Origin of the sequence: Micromonospora musae (genome assembly GCF_003626635.1) — a bacterium.
Classification (GTDB): Bacteria; Actinomycetota; Actinomycetes; order Mycobacteriales; family Micromonosporaceae; genus Micromonospora; species Micromonospora musae.
In genome coordinates this window covers 73,435-96,092 of sequence record NZ_RAZT01000009.1, presented here as the reverse complement: position 1 = coordinate 96,092, position 22,658 = coordinate 73,435, and the positions used below count along the sequence as shown (strand labels likewise).

Annotated in this window: 22 protein-coding genes; 3 read left to right on the top strand and 19 right to left on the bottom strand. The window is 71.9% G+C overall.

Annotated elements, in window-relative coordinates:
• Window positions 1-61: 61 nt before the first annotated feature.
• The 8 genes from D7044_RS18815 to D7044_RS18780 all read right to left on the bottom strand — a co-directional run bounded on the left by D7044_RS18815 (window position 62) and on the right by D7044_RS18780 (window position 8,188).
• Complete coding sequence (locus D7044_RS18815) at window positions 62-769, bottom strand: phosphatase PAP2 family protein (protein WP_120674881.1); 708 nt, start codon at window positions 767-769, stop codon at window positions 62-64.
• A gap of 112 nt (window positions 770-881) precedes the next feature.
• Window positions 882-1,325: a VOC family protein gene (locus D7044_RS18810; protein ID WP_120689694.1), complete on the bottom strand. Its 444-nt coding sequence runs from the start codon at window positions 1,323-1,325 to the stop codon at window positions 882-884.
• Between the two features lie 152 nt (window positions 1,326-1,477).
• Entirely contained in the window at window positions 1,478-2,515 is a 1,038-nt protein-coding gene (locus tag D7044_RS18805) for a zinc-dependent alcohol dehydrogenase family protein (protein WP_120689693.1), read from the bottom strand.
• Window positions 2,512-3,369: a carbohydrate ABC transporter permease gene (locus D7044_RS18800; RefSeq protein ID WP_120689692.1), complete on the bottom strand. Its 858-nt coding sequence runs from the start codon at window positions 3,367-3,369 to the stop codon at window positions 2,512-2,514. The genes D7044_RS18805 and D7044_RS18800 overlap by 4 nt, the downstream gene beginning before the upstream one ends.
• A complete protein-coding gene (locus tag D7044_RS18795; RefSeq protein ID WP_120674873.1) occupies window positions 3,366-4,301 on the bottom strand; it encodes a carbohydrate ABC transporter permease in 936 nt (311 codons plus the stop codon). The genes D7044_RS18800 and D7044_RS18795 overlap by 4 nt, the downstream gene beginning before the upstream one ends.
• Before the next feature lie 59 nt (window positions 4,302-4,360).
• Window positions 4,361-5,728, bottom strand: coding sequence for an ABC transporter substrate-binding protein (locus D7044_RS18790; RefSeq protein ID WP_233565037.1), 1,368 nt, complete (start codon window positions 5,726-5,728; stop codon window positions 4,361-4,363).
• 52 nt (window positions 5,729-5,780) lie between these two features.
• Window positions 5,781-6,542, bottom strand: a complete 762-nt coding sequence (locus D7044_RS18785) for a DeoR/GlpR family DNA-binding transcription regulator (RefSeq protein ID WP_120689690.1) — start codon at window positions 6,540-6,542, stop codon at window positions 5,781-5,783.
• 365 nt (window positions 6,543-6,907) lie between these two features.
• A complete protein-coding gene (locus D7044_RS18780) occupies window positions 6,908-8,188 on the bottom strand; it encodes a multidrug effflux MFS transporter (protein ID WP_233562988.1) in 1,281 nt (426 codons plus the stop codon).
• 230 nt (window positions 8,189-8,418) lie between these two features.
• Between D7044_RS18780 and D7044_RS18775 the strand changes: the two genes are divergently transcribed.
• Complete coding sequence (locus tag D7044_RS18775) at window positions 8,419-9,855, top strand: nitroreductase family protein (RefSeq protein WP_120689689.1); 1,437 nt, start codon at window positions 8,419-8,421, stop codon at window positions 9,853-9,855.
• A 73-nt stretch (window positions 9,856-9,928) separates the two neighbouring features.
• On the opposite strand, the gene D7044_RS18770 is transcribed toward D7044_RS18775, so the two are convergent.
• Window positions 9,929-11,719, bottom strand: a complete 1,791-nt coding sequence (locus D7044_RS18770) for an ABC transporter ATP-binding protein (RefSeq protein WP_233565036.1) — start codon at window positions 11,717-11,719, stop codon at window positions 9,929-9,931.
• A 73-nt stretch (window positions 11,720-11,792) separates the two neighbouring features.
• Here D7044_RS18770 and D7044_RS18765 point away from each other — a divergent pair, with 73 nt between their 5' ends.
• Entirely contained in the window at window positions 11,793-12,365 is a 573-nt protein-coding gene (locus D7044_RS18765) for a TetR/AcrR family transcriptional regulator (RefSeq protein ID WP_120674865.1), read from the top strand.
• A gap of 25 nt (window positions 12,366-12,390) precedes the next feature.
• Here D7044_RS18765 and D7044_RS18760 read toward each other — a convergent pair whose 3' ends face one another.
• The 9 genes from D7044_RS18760 to D7044_RS18720 form a co-directional block, all read right to left on the bottom strand.
• Complete coding sequence (locus D7044_RS18760; protein WP_120689688.1) at window positions 12,391-12,732, bottom strand: MmcQ/YjbR family DNA-binding protein; 342 nt, start codon at window positions 12,730-12,732, stop codon at window positions 12,391-12,393.
• A gap of 120 nt (window positions 12,733-12,852) precedes the next feature.
• Entirely contained in the window at window positions 12,853-13,398 is a 546-nt protein-coding gene (locus tag D7044_RS18755) for a gluconokinase (RefSeq protein WP_120674861.1), read from the bottom strand.
• The gene (manD, locus tag D7044_RS18750; RefSeq protein ID WP_120674859.1) at window positions 13,388-14,617 is read right to left on the bottom strand and encodes a D-mannonate dehydratase ManD; all 1,230 of its coding nucleotides are present in this window, start codon (window positions 14,615-14,617) and stop codon (window positions 13,388-13,390) included. Before manD ends, D7044_RS18755 begins: the two co-directional genes overlap by 11 nt.
• Before the next feature lie 31 nt (window positions 14,618-14,648).
• The gene (locus D7044_RS18745; RefSeq protein WP_120674857.1) at window positions 14,649-15,599 is read right to left on the bottom strand and encodes a sugar kinase; all 951 of its coding nucleotides are present in this window, start codon (window positions 15,597-15,599) and stop codon (window positions 14,649-14,651) included.
• Window positions 15,596-16,231: a bifunctional 4-hydroxy-2-oxoglutarate aldolase/2-dehydro-3-deoxy-phosphogluconate aldolase gene (locus D7044_RS18740; RefSeq protein WP_233565035.1), complete on the bottom strand. Its 636-nt coding sequence runs from the start codon at window positions 16,229-16,231 to the stop codon at window positions 15,596-15,598. The genes D7044_RS18745 and D7044_RS18740 overlap by 4 nt, the downstream gene beginning before the upstream one ends.
• Window positions 16,232-16,236: 5 nt before the next feature.
• Window positions 16,237-17,385, bottom strand: a complete 1,149-nt coding sequence (dgoD, locus tag D7044_RS18735) for a galactonate dehydratase (RefSeq protein WP_120674854.1) — start codon at window positions 17,383-17,385, stop codon at window positions 16,237-16,239.
• A gap of 7 nt (window positions 17,386-17,392) precedes the next feature.
• Window positions 17,393-18,208 carry a carbohydrate ABC transporter permease gene (locus D7044_RS18730; RefSeq protein ID WP_120674852.1) on the bottom strand — a complete coding sequence of 272 codons (816 nt, stop codon included), beginning with the start codon at window positions 18,206-18,208 and terminating at the stop codon, window positions 17,393-17,395.
• The gene (locus tag D7044_RS18725; RefSeq protein ID WP_199716682.1) at window positions 18,205-19,155 is read right to left on the bottom strand and encodes a carbohydrate ABC transporter permease; all 951 of its coding nucleotides are present in this window, start codon (window positions 19,153-19,155) and stop codon (window positions 18,205-18,207) included. Before D7044_RS18725 ends, D7044_RS18730 begins: the two co-directional genes overlap by 4 nt.
• Before the next feature lie 76 nt (window positions 19,156-19,231).
• A complete protein-coding gene (locus D7044_RS18720) occupies window positions 19,232-20,518 on the bottom strand; it encodes an ABC transporter substrate-binding protein (RefSeq protein ID WP_233562985.1) in 1,287 nt (428 codons plus the stop codon).
• Window positions 20,519-20,653: 135 nt separating this feature from the next.
• Between D7044_RS18720 and D7044_RS18715 the strand changes: the two genes are divergently transcribed.
• A complete protein-coding gene (locus D7044_RS18715; RefSeq protein WP_233565034.1) occupies window positions 20,654-21,412 on the top strand; it encodes a FadR/GntR family transcriptional regulator in 759 nt (252 codons plus the stop codon).
• 57 nt (window positions 21,413-21,469) lie between these two features.
• Here D7044_RS18715 and D7044_RS18710 read toward each other — a convergent pair whose 3' ends face one another.
• The gene (locus D7044_RS18710; RefSeq protein ID WP_120689685.1) at window positions 21,470-22,630 is read right to left on the bottom strand and encodes a CapA family protein; all 1,161 of its coding nucleotides are present in this window, start codon (window positions 22,628-22,630) and stop codon (window positions 21,470-21,472) included.
• Window positions 22,631-22,658 lie beyond the last annotated feature (28 nt).

Below are 22,658 nucleotides of genomic sequence, written 5' to 3'. Positions count from 1 at the left end.
GGCGGCAACCTGTCGACCCACCCCGCACGCGGATTGTCGAGGACCGGAGCGCCGTTCGGCGTCAGCGGGAGTGGTCCAGCCACCGCGGCAGCGGCAGCGTCCGCCACGGCACCCGCAGCAGCGCCCGGATGATCAGCAGGCCCAGCAGGTAACCGCCGACGCTGTCGGTCAACCAGTGGTAGCCGAGGTAGGTGGTGCCGATGAAGACGAGCACGCCCGGCACCCACATCAGCAACCGGCGGGCGAGCACCGGCAGGTACGGCGCGAGCAGCATGGCCAGCACGCCGAAGTAGACGATGCCGTTGCTCACGTGCCCGGAGGGGTAGTACTCCTCCCACCCGTCGGCGAACATCTCGACCGAGCCGTGGTGCGGGGCGCCGCGCGAGGTCCACCGCTTCAACCCCACGATCAGCAGGGTGCTGATGATCGGCGCGAGCCCGGCCGGGATGATCGGGCGTACCGACCGGTGCCGCCAGGCCAGCCAGAACGACACCAGCACGGTCAGCGTGGTGAGCGCGCCGCCCTGACCGACGCGGTCGAACAGGTACATCATCGTGTCGACCGGCGGGGGCCGGTGCTGGTCGCACCAGTCGCGTACGACGATGTCCAGCCGCAGCATCGGCCGCCACCAGATCAGGGCGGCGGTGAGCGCGGCGAGCGCGGCGAGCAGCAGCCCGTCGAACCACCAGCCACCCGGCACCGGCGCGAGCACGGGCACACCGAGTGGCCGGGGCGGTCGGCGGCGTCGCGAGGATCTCCCCGTTGGCATGACCCTCTCCGCTCCGCCTCCGGGTATATCCGGCCAACAGTGCGAAAATATCGCCAAAGCCTCCGCCGCGGCGGTGACTCGGCGGATCTCCCCCGGACGCGTCCCGCCCGCGTCAGTCGCCGTCGGCGCCGTCCGCCTCCGCCAGGATCCCGGTGCCCTGGCCGAGTTCGATCAGGTAGCCGTCCGGGTCCCGCAGGTAGCAGCGGATCTCCGCGCCGTGGTCCTTCGGTTCGGTCAGGAACTCGCCGCCCCGGGAACGCCACTGCTCGTACACCGCCCGGACGTCGGTGACCCGGACGTTCAGCGCGCTGCTCAGCACATCCGGATCGGCCGGGGCCTGGGCCCGTACCGTCGGCTTGTCGTCGGTCGGGCCACCCTCGTCGTTGATCACGATGTAGCTGTTGTGGAACCGCAGGATGGCCGGTCGCCGCTCGCGCACCACCGTCGCGCCCAGGACCCGCCGGTAGAACTCCCGCGAACGGTCCACGTCCCGCACGATCAGCAGATGGGTGAGGACCACCCCGTTCTCCGGCCGGAAGTAGTCCGGCGCCTCCATCGCCACCGCGCCTCCCGAAGCTCGTCCCGGTGGCGCGGGTACCCCTCGGCGACGCCGGCACACCTCACGGCTCGCGGGCGAGCCGCGACCAGAGCGACCCGCCCGTCCCGCCGCCCGGTGACGAGGCGGCGGAACGGGCGCGGCCCGGCGGGTCAGGCGTGGCCGACCTGCGCGGAAACGGGTTCGCGGGCCGCCTCGCCGAGGCCGACGATCTCGATCTTCCGGCCGACACCGGCCCGGAACTGGGCGATCGCCTCGGCGTAGCTCTCCAGCGGGAACCGGTGGCTGATGAAGACCTCGGGGTCGAGGATTCCGGCGGCGAAGAGCTCCCCGGCCCGTTCGAAGCTGTGCAGCACCGCCATCGACCCGGTCACCGTGATCTCCTGGTTGTAGATCCGGTACGGCTCGATCGTCGCCCGCGTGCGGTACTCCGAGACACCGAACTGGAGGAACGTGCCGGCCGGCGCGACCCGGCCCAGGCCGTCGTCGATCGCCGCCTGCACCCCGGTGCAGTCGATCACGACGTCCCAGCCGCGAGCCCGGGTCAGCTCGGCCGCGCTCGGCGCCGACGCCGAGCAGCCCAGCCGGACGGCGGTGGCCAGGCGGGCCGGGTTCGGATCCACCACGCTGACGCTCGCGGCACCGCAGCGCTTGGCGAGCTCCAGCATCATCAGCCCCATCGTCCCGGCCCCGTAGATCAGGTAGTGGTCGCCGAGCCGCCGGGGCAGGACGTCGAAGCCGCGGACCGCGCAGGAGAGCGGTTCGATCAGTGCGGCGTCCACCGGCGCCACCCCCTCGGGCAGCGGAAAGCAGTTCTTCACCGGGGCCACTGCGAACTCGGCGGCCCCGCCGGAGACGGTGACCCCGATGGCCGCCCACCGCTCGCAGAGGTTGCCCCGGGCGCGGCGGCACTGGTAGCACTCGCCGCAGTGCAGCGACGGGTCGACCGCGACGGCGTCGCCGACCCGTACCTCGGTGACGTCGCGACCCGCCGCCACGACCGTGCCGGCGAACTCGTGTCCGGGAACGATCGGATACGCCGGGGCGAACTCACCGTCGAGGATATGCAGGTCGGTGCCGCAGATGCCGCAGCCGGCGACCTGCACCACCACGTCACGTGGCCCGGGCGTCGGGTCGGGTACCGACTCGATCGAGATCTGACCCGGCGTGACGATGACCGCTGCTTTCACTTGACCGCCCCCATCGAGAGTCCACGGACGAGTTGCTTCTGGGCGATCCAGCCGGCCAGCACGACCGGCAGCGACACCAGCGTCGCGGCCGCGCAGAGCCGGGCGAGGAAGAGCCCTTCGGAGGTGATGAAACCGACCAGGAAGATCGGTGAGGTGCCGGCCCGGGTCGCGGTCAGGTTCACCGCGAGGAAGAACTCGTTCCAGCTGAAGATGAAGCAGATCAGCGCGGTGGCGGCGAGCCCGGGCGCGACGATCGGCAACAGGATCCGGCGGATGGTGACGAGCACGCTCGCGCCGTCCACCGCGGCCGCCTCGATCAACGCGGGCGGGACCTCCAGCAGGAAGGAGCGCATCATCCAGACCGCGAGCGGCAGGTTCATCGCGGTGTACAGGACGATCATCGTCCAGACGTTGTCGAGCAGGCCGAACTCCTTGACCAGCAGGTAGATCGGGAGCAGCGCGGCCACCGCGGGGAGCATCTTGGTGCTGATGAAGAAGAACAGCACGTCGCGCCACTTCGCCACCGGCCGGATCGACAACGCGTACGCGGCCGGGGTGGCCAGCAGCAGCACGAACAGCGTCGAGAGCAGGCTGGCCATCAGCGAGTTGAGCAGGTACGGGGTGATGTCCCGGTCGAAGACCTGCCGGTAGCCGTCGAGGACCGGGGTGAAGAACCAGGTCGGCGGGTTGCTGGCCGCGTCCACCTCCCGCTTGAAGCCGGTGAGCACCATCCAGAGCACCGGCAGGAAGAAGAGCAGCCCGACCAGCCAGGCGAGCACGGTCCAGGTCGCCGCGGCCGGGCTTGCTCGCCGGGAGCGACGGCCGGCGCTGCGCGCGGAGCGTACGGCGGTCATCGAGCACCCTCCATCCGGAACAGGCTGGAGATCACCCGCAGCGCGAAGGTGGCCACCACGATCGTGCCGATCACCACGACGACGCCGGCGGCGGCCGCCTCGCCGTACTCGAACTTGCGGAACGTGGTCAGGTAGATCTCGTAGGGCAGGTTGGTGGTGGCGGTGCCCGGCCCGCCCTGGGTGATGGTGAAGACCGCGTCGAAGGTCTGCACCAGGTAGATCGAGCCGAGCAGGGCGCCCAGCTCCAGGTACGGGCGCAGGTGTGGCAGCGTGATCCGGGTGAAGACCTGCCAGGCGCCGGCACCGTCGACCCGGGCCGCCTCGAGGATCTCCGTCGACTGGCTCTGCAGCCCGGCCAGGATGATCAGCATCATGAACGGGGTCCACTGCCAGACCAGGGTGGCGACGACGGAGAGCATCGGATACTGGGAGACCCAGTCGGTGCTGCCGCCGAGGATCCCGTTGATCAGGCCGTACGCGGGGTTGTAGATGGCGTGCTTCCAGAGCAGAGCGGCGGCCATCGGCATCACCAGGAACGGGGTGATGAGCAGGGTTCGGACGATGCCCCGGCCCGGGAACCTCCGGTCGAGCAGGATCGCGATCCCGAGCCCGAGCAGCACCGACGCGACGACCGCCCCGGCGGTGAGCACCACCGTGTTCGTCAACGCCGCGCGCAGCCGGGTGTCGGTGAGCACCTCGGCGTAGTTGGCGAGCCCGACGAAGCCGCGCTCACCGGGGCGCAGCGCGTTCCAGTCGAGGGTGGAGAGGTAGAGGGTGACCAGGAACGGGATCTGGGTCACCAGGATCGCGAAGATCAGCGCGGGCAGCAGTGGCGCCCGGCGGCTCCACCGGTCTGCGGCGCGCCGGCCGGCGGGAGCCGCGACCGGGGCGCGCGGCGTCGGGCCCGCGCCGGTGGCGAGTGTCTGTGTCATCGGTTCACCTCAGGTCGGGCCGGGGGCCACCGCCGACGGCGGCCGCCCCCGGCCGGTGGCTACCGGTTCTCCTTGGCGACTTCCTCGGCCAGCTTCTGGCCGTCGGTGAGCGCCTTCTCCACGGTGGTGCTGCCCGCGATCGCCGCCGAGACCTCCTGGGACACCTTGGTGCCCAGGTCGGCGAACTCGGGTATGCCGACGAACTGCACGCCGAGCGCCGGGCGCGGCTGCATGCCCGGGTTCTTCGGGTCGGCCTCCTGGATGGACTTGAGCGTCAGGTCGGCGAAGGCCGCGGCGGACTGCTGGTACTCCGGGATGGCGTAGGTGGACTGCCGCTTCCCGGCCGGCACCCGGGACCAGCCGAGGGAGGAGCCGACCAGCCGCTCGTACTCCTTGCCGGTGGCCCAGGAGATGAACTTCCAGGCGGCGTCGGCGTGCTTGGTGGTCTTCGGCATCGCCAGCGCCCACGCCCAGAGCCAGCCGGACGACTTGGTCTTGTCGACCGGGGCGTACGCGTAGCCGACCTTGCCGGCGACGGTGCTGGCCGAGGCGTCCTCGAGGGTGCCGGCGGCCGAGGTGGCGTCGTACCACATGGCCGCCTTGCCCTGGCCGAAGGTGTTCAGGCACTCGGTGAAGCCGGCCTGCGGCGCTCCGGGCGTGCCGTGCTCGCGCACCAGGTCGACGTAGAACTTCGTGGCCGCGACGAACTCGGGCGCGTTCACCTTCGGCGTCCAGTCCTTCTCGAACCAGGTGCCGCCGAACGTGTTCACGACGGTGGTGAGCGGGGCGAAGAGCTCGCCCCAGCCGGGCAGCCCGCGCAGGCAGATGCCGGAGACGCCGGCCTTCTCGTCGTCCAGCTGCGCGGCGAACTGCGCCACCTGCTGCCAGGTCGGCCGCTCCGGCATGGTCAGGCCCTTCGCGGCGAAGAGCTCCTTGTTGTACATGAGGAAGGAGGACTCGCCGTAGAACGGGGCGGCGTAGAGCTTGCCGTCCTCGCCGGAGAGCGAGGTGACCATCGGCGGGAGCAGGTCGGCCCTGTCGTAGCCGGTGTCGGCGTCGGCGTACGAGCTCAGCTCGTGCAGCCAGCCGTTCTTCGACCAGATCGGCGCCTCGTACGCGCCGATGGTCGCCACGTCGTACTGGCCGCCCTGGGTGGCGACGTCCTGGGTGACCTTGTCGCGCAGTTCGTTCTCGGGCAGGATCGTGAACCGGACCTCGATGCCGGTCTCCTTGGTGAAGTTCTCGGCGGTGACCTTGGCGAGGTCCTCCATCTGCGGGTTGCCCACCATGAGCACGGTGATGCTCTTGCCGTCGCCGCCGTCGGAGGATCCGCCGCCGGCTCCGGAGCAACCAGCGGCGGCGAGGACGGCCACCAGGGCCAGGGCCAGGGTGGGCCGCAAACGGTGCGGAGACCATCTTCTGGACACAGCGAACCTCCAGGATCCGTTTCGGTGGTGAGGGAGATGGCCGGTCCGGTGGTCAGACGCGCTGGACCACCGGGCCGAGCAGCGAGTAGCGGTGTGCTTCGGACGCCGGCAGCCCGACGTCGGTGACGACGGCGTCGAGGTCGGCGACGTCCGCGAAGCGGCAGAAGCTGCTGGCGCCGAACTTGGTGTGCACCCCGGCGAAGACGACGCGCCGGGACACGGTGACGACCTGCGCCTTCACCGCGGCGACGGCCGGGTCGGGGGTGGTGAGGCCGTGCTCCCGGGAGATCCCGTTCGCGCCGACGAAGGCCAGGTCGATCACGAAACCGGCGAGCATGTCGACGGCCCAGTGATCGACGGTCGCCCGGGTGCGGCCCCGGACCCGGCCGCCGAGCAGGAGGACCGTGGTGGCGGGCGACGCGGCGAGGATCGCCGCGGTGTCCAGCGAGGCGGTGACCACGGTGAGCGCGCGCTCGGCCGGCAACGCCTCCGCGATCAGCCGGGGGGTGTAGCCCTCGTCGATGTAGACCGACTCGGCGTCTCCCAGCAGCTGGGCCGCCGCCGTGGCGACGCGGCGCTTCTCCGTCACCAGTCGGGTGGTCCGCGTGTCGAGGGTCGTCTCGAACCGGGCGGTCTCCACCGGGTAGGCGCCGCCGTGGGTACGCCGCACCAGCCCCTGCTGCTCGAGCCGGTGCAGATCGCGCCGGACGGTCTCCGGCGACACGGCCAGATCGGCGGCGAGTTTCTGCACGTCGACCGAGCCCTGTTCACGGGCGGAGGCGAGGATGCGCTGTCGGCGCTCCATCGAGTTCATCGCTCACCTCCCGCCCGTCGGTCGCTAATTTTTAACACCGTTACGCGGGTGTGACGCCCATCGCATCGGGCGAATTCCGGAGGATTCCTGCCCGGTTGCGGCCAGCGCTCGGGCGCATCAATACCAACAAGTGGATCGATAGCTGGCAAAAGGTGCGCCCGTTTGGGCAAGGTGGATGCCCGAATGTTGCCCGTCCTCGCTCCGGGGGCACGATCGGGCAACGGCGGCCGCGCCGAAGCGGCGCGCATCGGCGTATCGGCGGGCGAGCGGAGGGCGAACCCAGCCGGCACAGACAGTCACGGCCGGCGGGGCATAAGCCCCGCCGGCCGCTCAACTCAGGATCTGCTCGGCAGACAGCAGTCCGGTCAGTGCGCCGCCACGGTGACCGCCGACGGTGCGAGGTCGCCCAGCTGCGCCGGGCGCACGACCACGAAGAGCACGGCGACGGCGGCGATCATGCCGCCCGCGACGACCACGGCCATCGCCACGACCCCCGTGCCGAGCGCGCCGACCAGGGGCGCCGACAACGCGCCGACGCCGAACTGCACCGCGCCGAGCATCGCCGCCGCCGTGCCGGCCGACTCACCGTGGCGGGACAGGGCGAGCGCCGGCGCGTTCGGCATGGCCAGGCCCGCCGCGAACAGGACCACCCACAGCGACGCCAGGACGGCCGGCAGGCCGCCGAAGTCGGTCACGGCGAAGGTCGTCAACACGAGGCCGGCCACGGTGCCCAGCCCCAGCGCGGCGATCAGGATCCGCTGCGGCGAGTACCGGTTCAGCAGCCGGACGTTCAGCTGGGTGGCCGCGATCAGCCCGACGGCGCCCGCGCCGAACGCGATCCCGAACTGCTGCTCGTCGAGGCCGTACTGCTCCTGAAAGACGAACGACGACCCCGAGACGTACGCGAAGAGCGCCGCCATGGCCAGACCGGTGACCAGGACCAGCCCGACGAACGTACGGTCCCGCAGCAGCGAGCCGTAGACGCGGGCGGTGGCGAGCACACCACCGCGGCGGCGTGCCGCGGGCGGCAGCGTCTCCGGGAGACCGAACGCCGCGACCGTGATCAGGATGAGGCCGAACGCCGCGAGGGCGATGAAGACGCCCCGCCAGTCCGACCAGCGCAGCAGCCCACTGCCCAGGGTCGGGGCGAGCACCGGCGCCACACCGACGACGAGCATGAGGCGGGAGAAGAGCCGGGCGAAGGCGGCGCCGTCGAACAGGTCGCGGACCACGGCCATCGCCACCACCGAGGCGGCCGCCACGCCCAGCCCCTGCAGCACCCGCAGCACGCCGATCACGCCGATGCTCGGCGCGAGAACGCAGAGCACCGACGCCACGATGTGCAGGGCGACGCCGGCGAGCAGCGGCTTGCGCCGGCCGACCGCGTCGGAGAGCGGGCCGATCAGCAACTGACCGACGGCGAGGCCCGCGAGCGTCCCGGTCAGGGTCAACTGCACGGCCGCCGACGTGGTGTGCAGGTCGACGGCGATCTCCGGAAGCGCCGGCAGGTACATGTCGATGGTGAGCGGACCGATAGCGGTCAGCGAACCGAGCACCAGGACCAGTCGCAGCCGCCGCGCGGTGGTCATCACCTCACCGGAGCTCCCGGCGGCGGGAGCCTCGGTACGGGTGGGGGCGGAGGTCATGCCCTCTCCCCGGTCGGTCTGTGGCGGACGTGTGCGGGCGTACGTGCAGCTTTCACACCTGCCACCAAACCGTCGGCGGCTCATCTCATTCCCGGCCGGGCCGAAGGTGCCTCACCTCACACGCCCGTTTCGGGCGGAAGGCTCGGAAGACGCCCGGACCCGCTCCGATCGATCCCGACAAGCGCGCGGGCGCCGAATGTGACGCCGCCGACCGCTGGCAGGATGATCGGATGGACCTCGAATCCGGTGCCGGGTTGCTGCACCGCCTGACGTCGTACGTGCCGGATCGCGAGTGGGACGTGCCCGCCGAGGACCCCCGCGTACGCCATGATCTGGTCCCGAACGACCCCGCGACGATGCCACCGCCGCTGAAGAGCTACCCGGCCGGGCTGCCCGTCGTACCTCTGCCACGTGACCTGCCCGACCCGGGCGTGCCCGCCACGGCCGTCCTCGCCGGCGTGGCGTCCACCGCACGACCGCTGGATGCGGCGCAGCTCGGCCGGGTGCTCTTCCTCGGCGCCGGCGTCGTACGCACCGCCGTCCGCGACGGACGACCGGTCGTCTTCCGCGCCTCCGGGTCGGCGGGCAACCGGTTCCCGCTGGAGCTCTACGCCAGCACCCGGGGCGTGGCCGGTGTGCCCGACGGGGTGTACTGGTACGACCCGGTGGAGCACGCGCTGGTGCGGGTCGCCCCGGCCGCGGCCGGCACGGTCACCACCCTCGTGGTCACCGGCGTGCCCTGGCGCACCGGCTGGCGCTACGCCGAGCGCGGCTGGCGGCACCTCTACTGGGACGCCGGAACCCTGCTCTCGCAGCTCACCGCGGCGGCCGCCGGCGCCGGCCTCGCCCCAAGGCTGCGCTCGCTCTTCCCCGACGCCACGCTGCGCCGACTCGTCGGCGCGGACGGGGTGCACGAGTATCCGTTGGCCCTGCTCTCCCTCGGCGACGGCGAGCCGGCGATCGAGCCGGGCGGACCGGCCACGCCGGGTGAGCTGCCCCCGGTCGAGCTGCCGCTCTGCACCGCGGCGCAGCGCGCCGGCGAGCGGGACGCCCTCGGGTCGCCCTGGCCGGACGGGCCCACCCTGCGCGACGTGCCGCCGTCCGACTCGCTCGACGAGGTGATCCGTCGGCGCGGCTCGCAGCGGCGGATGGACCGGGCCCGGACGCTTCCGCGAGCCCTGTTGGAGTGGCCGCTGGCGGCCGCCCTGCGCGGTGTGGACGTGCCGCACCACGTCGCCGTGCACGGCGTCGACGGGGTGACCCCCGGCCGCTACCGGTGGCCCGACCTGGCCCGGCCCCAGCGGTCGGCGCAGCTGCGCGACGAGCTGCTGCGGATCTGCCTCGACCAGGCGCTCGCCGGGGACGCGGCGTACGTCGTCATCGCGGCCACGCCGGCCGCCCCGCTCGACGACCGCACCTACCGCGACGCCCAACTCGCCGCCGGGCTGGTCGAGGGGCGGCTGCACCTGGCCGCGTACGCGCTGGGCGCGAGCGCCTCCGGCATGACCTTCCTGGACTCGGAGGTTCCCGGCCTGCTCGACGAGCCGGACGATCTCGCCACCCTGCTCTTCACCTGCGTCGGTGTGCCGGAGTACGCCTCGCGCCCCGGTGGCGGGCCGGGCGCTCCGGTCGAGATCCGCCCGGTGCTCCCCCGCCTCCGCGGGTGACCGGCCGCGGGTTCCGCCGTCCCGTCGCGGTCCGGCTTGCGGGCGACGGCCGGGCGGGGCCGGGGCGGCGTCGTCACGCCACGGCGGCGGCGACCACGTCCTGGTCGGCGGCGATGCGCAGGGCAAGCACCAGCCTTTGGTAGAGCTCGTCGGAGGCGAGCAGTTCGGCGTGCGTGCCCTGCGCCCGGATCCGGCCCTCTTCGAGCACGACGATCCGGTCGGCGTCGAGGACGGTGGAGAGCCGGTGCGCGATGGTGACCACGGCGCCCGCCGCGGCCCGCTGCCGGATGCACTCGTGCAGCGCGGCCTCGGTGAGACCGTCGAGCTGGGCGGTCGCCTCGTCGAGCAGCAGCACGTCCGGGGTGCGCAGCATGGCCCGGGCGAGCGCGATGCGCTGCCGCTGGCCGCCGGAGACCTCCGTGGACGCCAGCGGCGTGTCCAGCCCTTCGGGCAGCGAGTCGACCTTCTCGTCCAACTGTACGGCCCGCAGGACCTCCTGGATCTCCGCCTCCGTCGCGTCGGGGTGGCCGAAGCGCACGTTGTCGCGGATGGTGCCGGGCACCACCGGGGTCTCCTGCTCGACGTACGCGAGGCGGGCGCGCACCTGGTCGTGGCTGTGTGCGGCGTACGGGCGGCCGTCGAGCAGCAGCTCGCCGTGCTCGGGTTCGAGGAACCGGAGGAGAAGCGAGAAGAGGGTGGTCTTGCCGGCGCCGGAGGGGCCGACGATGGCGGTGTGCCCCCGTCGCGGGATCTCCAGGTCGATGCCGCTCACTGCGGGAGGGGCGTCCGGGCCGTACCGGGCGGTGACGCCCCGGAAGGCGAGCACCGGCTGATCGGCGTCGGTGTCGGGGGCCGGGCGGTGCGCGGGCAGCGGCACGGCCGCCGGAGCGGCTGGGGACTCCACGCCGATGGCCTCGACCTCGCGGATCCGTCCGGCCGCGGCGATGCCGGCCTGCAACGCGGTGACGTTCTGGGTCAGCTCACTGATCGGTCCCATGAGCTGGAAGGCGTAGAGCAGGAACGCGATCAGGCTGGAGATCTCGAGCAGGTCCCGCTGGGCGCGCCAGGCGCCGATGCCGAGGATCGCGATGACGGCCAGCTGGATGCCGGTCCACGCGACGGTCCAGACGGAGGCGCTGATCCGCGCCGCCCGCACACTGTGCGCCGCCGTGTCCCGGGCGTCGGCGATGACGCGTTCGCCCAGCCGCCCCTCGGCACGGCTGGCCTTGACCGTCCGGATGGCGCGCAGCGTCCCCTCCAGCGTCCCGCCGAGGCGGCCCACCGACTCCTGGGCCGCCGTGGTCGCCTTCGCGATCCGAGGTAGCAGCACGCCCATCACCGCGGCGACGACGAGCACCGCCACGATGGTGCAGCCGAGCAGGAACAGGTCCAGCACACCCATCAGCACGAGCGTGCCGAGCAGGGCGATGGTGCTGTTCACCAGGCCGATGATGCTGCCGGACGCCTCGTGCAGCAGCGCGGCGTCGGAGGTGACCCGGGTGACCAGCTCGCCGCTGGGGCGGCGGTGCAGGTCACCGACGCGGGCCCGCAGGTAGCGGACGACCATCGCGGTGCGGGCGTCCAGCACGACCTGTTCGGCGAGGGTGCCGAGCAGCCGCCACTGCCACAGGGTGATGAGCGCGCCGACCAGGACGAGCGCCAGCAGCACGCCGATCGGGCGGGTCATCGGCTCGCCCGTGCCGAGGGTGTCGAGGACCCATTTGGTGACCATCGGCGTGGCGAGCCCCGCCGCGTTGGCGACGAGGCCGAGCACGAGCCCTAGGAGCAGGGTGCGCCGGTGCGGGGCGAGGAACGACAGGAGCGTCCGCAGGCGGGGCAGGAGGGCGGAACCGGAGGCAGGCACCTCCCGATTGGAACACTGCTGTTCCGTTTCGGGCAAGCGTTTCGCCGCATTGGCGCGTTGGTATTCTCGCGTGGTGAGCGAGGCCCAGGTGTCCGGCAGCCGGGCGCGCACCCGGCAGGCGATCGTCGACGCGGCCATCGACGTGCTGGGGCGAAACCCGGCGGCGTCCCTCGGCGACATCGCCGCCGCCGCCGAGGTGGGGCGCACCACGCTGCACCGCTACTTCGCCGACCGCGCCGACCTGCTGCGGGCGGTGACCGCCGAGGCCGACGCCCGGCTGGAACGCGCGACGGCTCAGGCCCGGATGACCGAGGGCAGCGGGGCGTCCGCGGTACGACGTCTCTGCGAGGAGTACTTCGACCTGGGCAGTGTGCTGTCGCTCCTCTTCACCGCCACGCCAGCGTCGGCCGACCCCAGCTGCGAGGAGCCGGCGGGCTGCGATCCCGACTTCACGGCGATGGTCGAACGGGGACACCGGGACGGCACCATCGACCCCGAGCTTCCGGCCGACTGGGTGCAGAGCCTGATCTGGTCCCAGCTCTACGCGGGCTGGTCCTACCAGGCCACGATGGGCACGTCGCGGCACGAGGTGCTGCGCCTGATCCTGCGTACGGTCGACGGCGCGATCGCCGTCAAGGCGGCCTGACCGCCCACCGGCGACGAGCCGGCGGTCAACGGCCGAGGCGCTGCCGCGCCAGGAACTTCGGCACGCACATCCGCCACGCCTCGGTCACCAGCTCGGTCATGTGCTGCTGGTCGAGCCGCGCGACGTGGCAGCAGACCCAGTTGAAGCGCAGGTCGGACGCGCCGGGCAGGAAGAAGAGGCCCGGCTCGGCGGCGATCAGGGCGTCGCGCTCCTCCTTCGGGTAGCCGAAGCCCATCGACGCCTCGTCCCGGCTGAACGCGACGTAGACGAGCGACCCGACCCGGAACTTCACCCGGTCACGGATCAGGTGCTCGCTGCTGCGGGGCAGCGTGTGGGCGAGGGCTCGGACGTCGGCGACGGTCACCACGCGATGACCGTAACGCCCGCCACCGACAACCACCCGCACCGGTGGCGGGCGCGCCGAGAGCCTCCGGCGCTCCGCCGCGCGGCGCGACCGGACCGGACGCCCGCCGCCCGGCCGCTCTGGCTAGCGCTCCCCCACCGGCGTCACGGTCGGCAGGCCGAGGCCGTGCAGCGCCGCTGCCACCAGCTGCTCCGGGCTGAGCGAGACGTCGAGCACGAGCACCGACTCGTCCGGCTCGGCCGGCTCCAGGGTGGCCAGCTGCGACTCGAGCAGGCTGGCCGGCATGAAGTGCCCGGTGCGGCGGGCCATCCGGTCCCGGATGACCTCCGCCGCCCCGTCCAGGTGCACGAAGTCCACGGTGGGCGGTCCCTGGCGCAGCACGTCCCGGTACGACCGCCGCAGCGCCGAGCAGGCCAGCACCGTCGAGCGGCCCTCCGCCGCCCTCGCGGCCATCCAGCCGGCGAGTTCACGCAGCCAGGGCAGGCGGGCGGCGTCGTCCAGCGGCACGCCGGCCCGCATCCGGGCCACGTTCTCCGCCGGGTGGAACTCGTCCGCCTCGGCGAAGAGCAGCCCGGTCGCCTCGCTGATCCCCCGCGCCACGGTGGTCTTGCCGGAGCCGGAGACCCCCATGACCACGACGTGCCGGGTCGGCCGCCGCTCACCAGTCATGGATCGTCCCGTCCTTGAGCCGGTTGAACGGCAGGTACGCCGGCACGTACGGGAACTTCGCGGCGGCCGCCTCGTCGAGTTCGACCCCGAGACCCGGCTGCTCCCCCGGGTGCAGGTAGCCGTCGGTGAAGGTGAACGACTGCCGGAACACCTCGTCGGTGAGCGTCCCGTGCCGCATGTACTCCTGGATGCCGAAGTTGTGGATCGCCAGGTCCAGGTGCAGGGCGGCGGCCATCCCCACCGGGGAGATGTCGGTGGGGCCGTGGATGCCGCTCTTGATCTGGTACTGCGCGGCGTAGTCGAGCAGCTTGCGCATGGCGGTGATGCCGCCGGTGTGGGTGACCGCCGAGCGGACGTAGTCGATCAGCTGTTCCCGGATCAGGGTCTGGTAGTCCCAGACCGTGTTGAAGACCTCGCCGATCGCCAGCGGAGTGGTGGTGTGCTGGCGGACCAGCCGCAACGCCTCCTGGTTCTCCGCCGGGGTGCAGTCCTCCAGCCAGAACAGGTCGTACGGTTCGAGCGCCTTGCCGAGCTTCGCGGCCTGGATCGGGGTCATCCGGTGGTGCCCGTCGTGCAGCAGCGGCAGCTCCGGGCCGAACTCGTTGCGTACGGCCTCGAAGACGCCGGGGAGGTGGCGCAGGTAGGCGCGGGTGTCCCAGTCCTCCTCGGCGGGCAGCGGGGTGCGCTGCGCCGGCTCGTAGTCGTACCGCTTTCCGCCGGCGCTGGGCTGCGTGGCCACCCCGTAGACGGCGTTGATGCCCGGTACGGAGGTCTGCACCCGGATCGACTTGAAGCCCTCGTCGAGGTGGCGGCGGATCGAGTCGAACAGCTCCGGCACGTCCCGCCCGGAGGCGTGCCCGTACGCCATGATCCCCGTCCGGGAGGCGCCGCCGAGCAGCTGGTAGAGCGGCATGCCGGCGGCCTTGGCCTTGATGTCCCAGAGGGCCACGTCCACGGCGGCGATGGCGGCCATGGTGACCGGCCCGCGCCGCCAGTAGGCGGAGCGGTACAGGAACTGCCAGGTGTCCTCGATGCGGTGCGGGTCGCGCCCGATCAGCAGCGGGACGACGTGGTCGCGCAGGTACGACGCGACGCTCAGCTCCCGGCCGTTGAGGGTGCCGTCGCCGAGGCCGGTGAACCCCTCGTCAGTGGTGATCTTGAGGGTGACGAAGTTGCGGTCGGGACTGGTGACGACGACGTCGGCAGCAACGATCTTCAAGGGGTGGTGCCTTTCTCTGCGGTGGTGAGGGTCAGCGCAGGACGCTGCCTGCCTCGTGGCCGTCGAGGAGCGCGAGTTCGGCGCGGCGCGGCAGACCCTCGCAGTCGCCGCGGGTGGAGACCGCGAAGGCGCCGAGGGTGGCCGCGCGGCGCAGCCGGCCGGTGAGGTCCAGCCCGTCGAACCAGCCGGAGAGGTAGCCGGCGGTGAACGCGTCCCCGGCGCCCACCGTGTCGACGGCGGTCACGCTCACCACGCCGACCTCCTCGACACCGTCGGCGGTGTACGCCCGGGCGCCCTCCGCCCCGAGCTTGACCAGCACGGTCTGCACGCCGCGCCGCAGCAGCTCGGCCGCGACCGTGGACTCGTCCGCGTCCGGCTCGCCGACGAGGTCCAGCTCGTCGGCGGAGGCGATGATGGTCGACGCGTACGTCGCCAGCGGGGTGAGCGCCGCCCGCGCGGCGTCGCGGGACCAGAGCCGGGCGCGGTAGTTGACGTCGAGGCAGATCGGGATGCCGGCCGCCGCGGCGGCCTCGGCCGCCCAGCCGGTCGCCGCCCGCGCGGTGTCGGAGAGGGCCGGGGTGATGCCGGTCAGGTGCAGCATCCGCGCCCCGGCGGCGAGCGGGGCCTTCAGGTCGTCGACGCCCAGCGCCGAGCCGGCCGAGCCGGCGCGGTAGTACTGGACCCGGGTCAGGTCGGCCGAGCGCTGCTCCAGGAACATCAGGCCGGTCTGCCGCTCGGCGTCACGGGTCACCCCGTCGACGCCGATCCCCTCGGCGCGCAGCTGCCGCAGGACGTACTCGCCGAACTCGTCGGTGCTCACCCGACCTGCCCAGGCGGCACGGTGCCCGAGCCGGGCCACCCCGACGGCCACGTTGGACTCGGCGCCGGCGACGTGCATGCTCAGCGGCGCGCCGGTGGCCAGCGGCCCGGCCGCCCGCATCGAGACCATGGCCTCGCCGAAGGTGAGCAGGTCGGGGGTCATGCGTGTGCTCCCTTGAGGACGGTGAGGTAGGTGCGGGCCCGCTCGCGCAGCGCGCCCAGGTCGCCGCCGGACGCGGCGTCGCCGACCAGCGGCCCGCCGACGCCCACCGCTATCGCGCCGGCCGCCAGGTAGCCGGGCACGTCGTCGAGGCCGACCCCGCCGACCGCGACGAACGGGATGTCCGGGAACGGGTCGCGCAGGGCCTTGAGGTACGCCGGGCCGCCCACCGAGGCCGGGAAGAGCTTCACCGCCGAGGCGCCCATCCGGGTGGCCGTGTAGGCCTCGGTCGGGGTGAACGCCCCGGCGGCCACCGGGAGGTCGCGGCGGGCGGCCTCGGCGATCGACTCGACCACGGCCGGGGTGACGACGAACTGCGCCCCGGCGGCGGCCACGTCGGCGACGTCGGCGGCGGTGAGCACGGTGCCCGCGCCGACCAGGGTCCCCTCGGGCGCGACCGCGCGCAGCGCCGCCACGGCCCGGGTCGCGTCCGGCGTGGTGAGAGCGACCTCGACGACGGGCACCCCCTCCTCCAGTAGCGCGGTGCCGGCGGCGATCGCGCCGGCGGCCGAGGTGCCGCGGATGACCGCGAGGATGCGGGCCGCGGCGAGTTCGGCAGTGAGGTCGAGCGTCATGTCATTCACCATTCCGCGTAGGAGCCGTCGAGGTGCCGCCAGGTCGGGCTGCGCCAGGCGTGTCCACGCTTGTCCGCGGTACGCACCGCGTGTTCGTCGATCTCGATGCCGAGGCCGGGCGCCCGCAGCCGCTCGACGTACCCGTCGACGAACGTCAGCGGCGCCTTGTCGAGGCAGTAGTCGAGCACCTCGGCGCCGAGGTTGTAGTGGATGCCGATGCTCTGCTCCTGGATCAGGTAGTTGGTCGTGGCGAAACCGACCTGGAGGCAGGCGGCGAGCGCGATCGGGCCGAGCGGGCAGTGCGGCGCGAGCTGCACGTCGTACACCTCGGCCAACGCGGCGATCTTGCGGACCTCGGTGATGCCGCCCGCGTGCGAGAGGTCCGGCTGCGCGACCGCGATGCCGGCCTGGAGCACGGGGAGGAACTCCTGCCGGTTGTAGAGCCGCTCCCCGGTGGAGACCGGCGTGCTGGTGGAGCGGACGAACTCGCCGATCAGGTGCGAGTTCTCCGGGACCACCGGCTCCTCCAGGAAGAACGGCCGGTACGGCTCCAGCAGCGGCGCGACCCGGCGGGCGTTGGCGAGGGTGAACCGGCCGTGAAAGTCGACGGCGACGTCCCGCTCCTCGCCGAGCACCTCACGCGCCGCCGCGACCCGTCGCACCACGCCGTCGAGTTCGGCGACCGAGGCGACCGGGCTCATCCGGCCGGACGCGTTCATCTTCACCGCCGTGAGACCGGACTCCACGGCGGCGGCGATCTGGTCGCGCACCTCGGCCGGCTCGTCACCGCCGACCCAGCCGTACACCCGGATCCGGTCCCGGACCGGGCCGCCGAGCAGCTGGTGCACCGGCGCGCCGAAGTGCTTTCCGGCGATGTCCCACAGCGCCTGGTCGAGGCCGGCGACGGCGCTTGCCAGGATCGGGCCACCCCGGTAGAAGGAGGCCTTGGTGAGCACCTGCCAGTGGTCCTCGATGCGCAGCGCGTCCCGGCCGATGAGCAGCTCGCCGAGCTGCTCGACGGCGGTGCGGACGGTCTCCGACCGGCCCTCGCAGGTCGCCTCGCCCCAGCCGACGACGCCGGAGTCGGTCTCGACCCGGACGAAGAGCCAACGCGGTGCGACGAGGAAGGTCTCCACCCGTGCGATCGTCGTCATGGCGTGCTCAACCCTTCGTGGCGCCGGCGGTGAGGCCGGAGACGACGTACTTCTGCACGAACAACGCGATCACCATGATCGGCAGGGTGACGACTGTCGCCGCCGCCATCAGGCCACCCCAGTCGATGCTCGCGTACCCGACGAAGTCGAAGATCGCCACCGGGAGCGTCTTCGTGTCCGCGCCGGAGAGCACCAGGGCGAACATGAAGTTGTTCCAGGAGAAGATGAACGAGAGGATGCCCGCGGTGGCGATGCCCGGCACCGACAGCGGCATCGTGATCCGCCGAAACGCGCCGATGTGGGTCAGCCCGTCGACGAGGGCGGCCTCTTCCAACTCGGTCGGCAGCCCGTCGAAGTAGCCCATCATGATGTACACGATCAGCGGTAGCGACACGAACATGTGGCTCAGGATCAGCACGGTGAACCCGCCGACCATCCGCAGGTTCGAGAAGACGTAGTACCACGGCACCAGGAGCGAGACCCCCGGGATCACCCGGGCCATCAGCACCACCAACGCCGAGCGGCGCATGGTGAACCGGCTCATCGAGTACGCCGCGGGCACGCCCAGGATCAGCGACAGCACGGTGGCGGCGAACGCCACCCAGAGGCTGTTGCCGATGAACTGGGCGTAGTTCGCGCGCTGGAGGACGTTGGTGTAGTTGTCCAGCGTCGGCGTGAAGGCGAACGCCTTGCCGCTGTCGTAGATGTCGACGTTGGTCTTCAGCGACGCCAGGATCATCCAGAGCAGCGGCGCCAGCAGGCCGAGCACCACGACGGCGAGGGCCACCGTCCGGAAGATGCGGTACGACCGGCTCGGTCTCATCGCTCCAGCCCCTTCTTGCGGTAGGTCAGCGCCCACATCACCCCGATGATGATCAGGAAGAAGATGATGAGGACGGTCGACGAGACGCCGTAGTCGTTGTAGTCGAAGCTGAGCCCGTAGGCGTACACGTTCAGGGTCTCCACCTCGTGGAAGGACCCGCCGCCGCGGCCCTTCGTGGCGTAGAGGATGTCGAAGGTCTTGAGCGCGTCGATGCCGCGCAGCAGGATCGCCACGACCACGGTCGGCATGAGCAGCGGCAGGGTGACGTGCCGGAACCGCTGCCAGGTGCTGGCGCCGTCGATCCGCGCCGCCTCCTGCGGCTCGTCGGAGAGCGAGGTGAGCCCGGCCAGCAGGATCAGGACGACCATCGGGGTCCACTGCCAGATGTCGATGAACATCGTCGTCGGCAACGCCGAGTGCTGGCCGGAGAGCCAGGGCTGGGGGCCGATGCCGACCCAGCCGAGCAGTTGGTTGGCCATCCCGATGTTGGGATCGAAGATCAGGCGCCACATCATGCCGACGGCCACCGGGGTGGCCACCAGCGGCAGCAGGATCGCCACGCGTACCCACCGCTCGCCGCGGAAGGGACGCCACAGCAGCAGGGCGATCGCCATGCCGAGGACGACCTCGACGAGGAGCACGACGCCGGTGAAGGCGACCGTACGCAAGACCGCCGGCCAGAACCGGTCGGTGTCGGTGAGCACGTCGAGGTAGTTCTGGACGCCGATGAACTCGCTCTCGGCGCGTACCGAGCCCTCGGCGTCGGTGAGGCTGAGGTACCCGGTCCAGGCCACCGGGAAGACGATCAGCACGGCGACGAACGCCATCGCGGGTGCCGCGAAGAGCCATTTGCGGTGTGCGTTGGCCCAGCGCGACCAGGCCGACCCGTCCGCAAGAGCCGGGCGGGCCTCGGGTGATCTGGTGTCGGGGGTGGTGACGGTGGACATCGGGGTCTCCGGTTCGCAGGGGCCGTGACCGGTGCGGTGGCGGAGCCCGGTCGGCTCCGCCACCGTCACGGTCGGGCTACTTCGCCTCGTCGTCGAGGAACTTCTGGAACGCCTCGTTGGCCGTGTCCGCCGAGGCGGCCGAGTCCTTGCCGGTGATCGCGTCGACGATCGGCTGGCCGACGATCTCGCGCGCCTCGGCGACCTTCACGACCAGCGGACGGTCGTGGCCGACACCGTTGGCGGTGCTGACCGTGGTGGCCTCGGCGAGGTCCTTCGGGTAGGTCGAGGTGGCCTCCGGGTTGGCCCAGACCGAGGCGCGCGCGCCGGGGACGCCGGCCTTCTGCTGCACCAGCGACTGCTCCTTGCCCGCCGCCCACTGGATGAACTTCCAGGCGTTGTCCTTGTTCTCCGAGGCGTCGTTGACGCCGAGCGCCCAGGAGGGGATGTTGTACGGCTTCGAGCCGGCCGGCCCGGCCGGGAAGGCCGCGAAGCCGACGGTGTCGGAGACCTTCGACTTGGCCGGATCGGTGGCGTTCTTGTAGAGCGAGTTGGCCTCGGTGTAGAAGGCGGCCTTGCCCTGGGTGAAGATGGCCATCGCCTCGGACCAGCTCATGTCGGTGCTGATGTTCTCCGGGCCGTGGTCCTTGAGCATCCCGCCGTAGTAGGCGTACGCCTGCTTGGCCTGCGGGGTGTTGACCGAGGCCTTGCCGCTGCCGTCGACGAAGTCGCCGCCGAAGCTGTAGAGGAAGCTGGAGAACTGGGTGACGGCGGCCGCCTTGCCGGTGCGGGCCACGAAGCCGGCCACGCCCGGGTTGTCGGCCTCGACCTTCGTCGCCTGCGCCTTGAGCTCGTCGAGGGTCTTCGGCGGGGCGGTGAAGCCGGACTTCTCCAGCAGGTCCTTGCGGTAGTAGAGGACCTCCTGCTCGGTGATGATCGGTACGCCGACCACCTTGTCCTCGTACGTGGTGGCCTCCACCGGCCCCGGCTGGAAGTCGCCGAACTCGAAGCCGGCGTCCGACTTGGTGCGGTCGGTCAGGTCGGCGAGGTACTTGTTCTTGGCGAAGAGCTTCCCCTCCTGCAGGGGGCGGTACATCATCACGTCGATGTCGCTGGACCCGGCGTTGAGCTTGACGTTGTACTGGTCGGAGAGCTGGTCCTCACCGAGCTGGGTGACCTCGACCTTGAGACCGGACTGCTTCTCGAATTCCGGCAGGGCCTGCTTGATGTTCTCCGTCCACACGTGATTGACCAGGGTGATGCGCAGCGTGTCGGAGCCCTCGCCGCTGTCCCCGCCACCGCAGGCGGTCAGGCCCATCGCGGCGACCACGGCCAGAGAAGTGCCGAGTATCGATCTACGTCGCACGCTTGTCTCTCCTTCTGTCGCGGTCATCGCCTCGACGAGGCGCTACCTCGCTTTTTACATCTGCTTAACGTCGGGATGCTAGGCCCAAAAAGCAGACTTATTCAAGGCGTTGATCTAACTGATATGATCAGTGGCGTGGAATCGTCCGCCTCCGGGGCCCCCGTCAGCGCCGCCCCCGCCGAGACCGGACTGCACGCGCGCGTCCTCGAACACCTCGGCACCGCCATCTGCGGCGGCGAGCTGGCCCCCGGATCGGTGCTCAACATCGACGAGCTGGTCGACCGGTACGCCGTGTCCCGCTCGGTCATCCGCGAGGTGCTGCGCGTGCTGGCCTCGATGGGGTTCATCGAGACGCGCCGCCGGGTCGGCGTGCTGATCCGCCCGGCGACCTCCTGGAACGTCTTCGACCCGCAGGTCATCCGGTGGCGGCTCGCCTCGGCCGGCCGGATGGCGCAGCTCAGGTCGATCACCGAGCTGCGCACCGCAGTCGAGCCGCACGCCGCCCTGCTGGCCGCCACCCGGGCCGATCACGACGAGGCGAGCGACCTGGTCGGGCTCGCCGCGAAGATGTGGGCCGCCGGCAAGGCCGGCGACGAGGAGCGCTTCCTGAGCCTGGACATCGAGTTCCACCGCCGGGTGCTACGCGCCTCCGGCAACGAGATGTTCCTCCGGTTGCAGGACCTGATCGCGGAGGTGCTCACCGGCCGGCACAAGCACCACCTCATGCCGCACCACCCGCACGAGCAGGCCCTCCAACTGCACGCCGAGGTCGCCCAGGCCATTCAGCGGCACGACGGCGAGCGCGCCCGGCGGGCCATGGTGGAGCTGATGGAGCAGGCCTTCGACGAGATGAGATCGCTCTGGGAGCAGACCGGCGAGCCCAGCCGGGGCTGAGGCGAAGCTCGGCGGGTCAGTCCACCGGCTCCGAACGCCGCTGCACCACCCGACGTGTCAGTGCGGCATGCGCAGCCCGGCGGCGACCGCGCCCCGCTGGTCCACCAGCCCGGCGATCCGCCGGAGCACCGCCGCGTAGTGGGCACGACGCAACGCCGGCGCGGCCGGGTCCGCCGCCGCGGCGGTCACGTCGACCACCCGGGCCTGCGGCCGGTACTCCATCCAGGTCGGCAGCACCGTCACCTCGGTGACCGCCCAGCGACCGTTGGCCGTACGGGTGAAGGTGAACTGCGGCACCACCGCGTCCTGCGAGCGCTCCTGCGAGCCGTCGGCGAACCGCGTGGTCAGGTTCCCCATGCCGTAGGCGACCCACTTCCCGCCCACCTTCTCGAACGGCTGCACCACGTGTACGTGGTGCCCGACGATCAGGTCGATGTCCGGCGAGGCCAGCAGTTCGCGCGCCAGGTCCGACTGGTCGGCGGTCGGCTCGTGCTGGTACTCCGTACCCCAGTGCATCGACAGGATGACGATCTCCGCGCCGGCCTCCCGGGCCCGGCGGGCCTCGGCGCGGATGGCGTCGGCGTCGATCAGGTTGGCGGCCCACGGCCGCCCGGCCGGCAGCGGGATGTCGTTGAAGCTCAACGTGTACGACAGGTGCCCGACCTTGACGCCCTTGACGTCCAGCACGTTGGGCCGGCGGGCCTCCGCCGCGGTACGCGCCATGCCGGTGTGCCGCAGGCCGACCCGGTCCAGGTTGTCCAGCGTTCGGGCGATGCCCTCCACTCCGGTGTCGAGGGAGTGGTTGGAGGCGGTCGAGCAGGTGTCGAAGCCCGCCCAGGCCGCGGCGTCGGCCAACTGTGGCGGGACGCTGAAGTTCGGCCAGCCGGTGAAGGGGCCGTCCGGCTCGGCGAGCGGCGTCTCCAGGTGGCAGATGGCGAGGTCGGCCGCGCTCACCCGAGGTTTCACGGCGGCCAGGATCTGGGTGAAGTCGTGCCCGTCGCGCCCCGCCCGGCGCGCGTCGGCGGCCGCCTGCTCGCTGAGCGCCGGGTGTACGAGCAGGTCACCGGCCGCAGCCACGGTGAGCGTGGTCGGCGGCGCGGCGCTGGTGGGCGGGGCGGACGGCGTGGCCGGCCGGACGAACGACTCGGGCTCGGACGCCTCACAGCCCGCCGCCAGCACGGCGACCAGCAACACCGCCACGGCGGGTGACTTCCTCATGACAGCACATGATGCCGGTCGCGCCGCG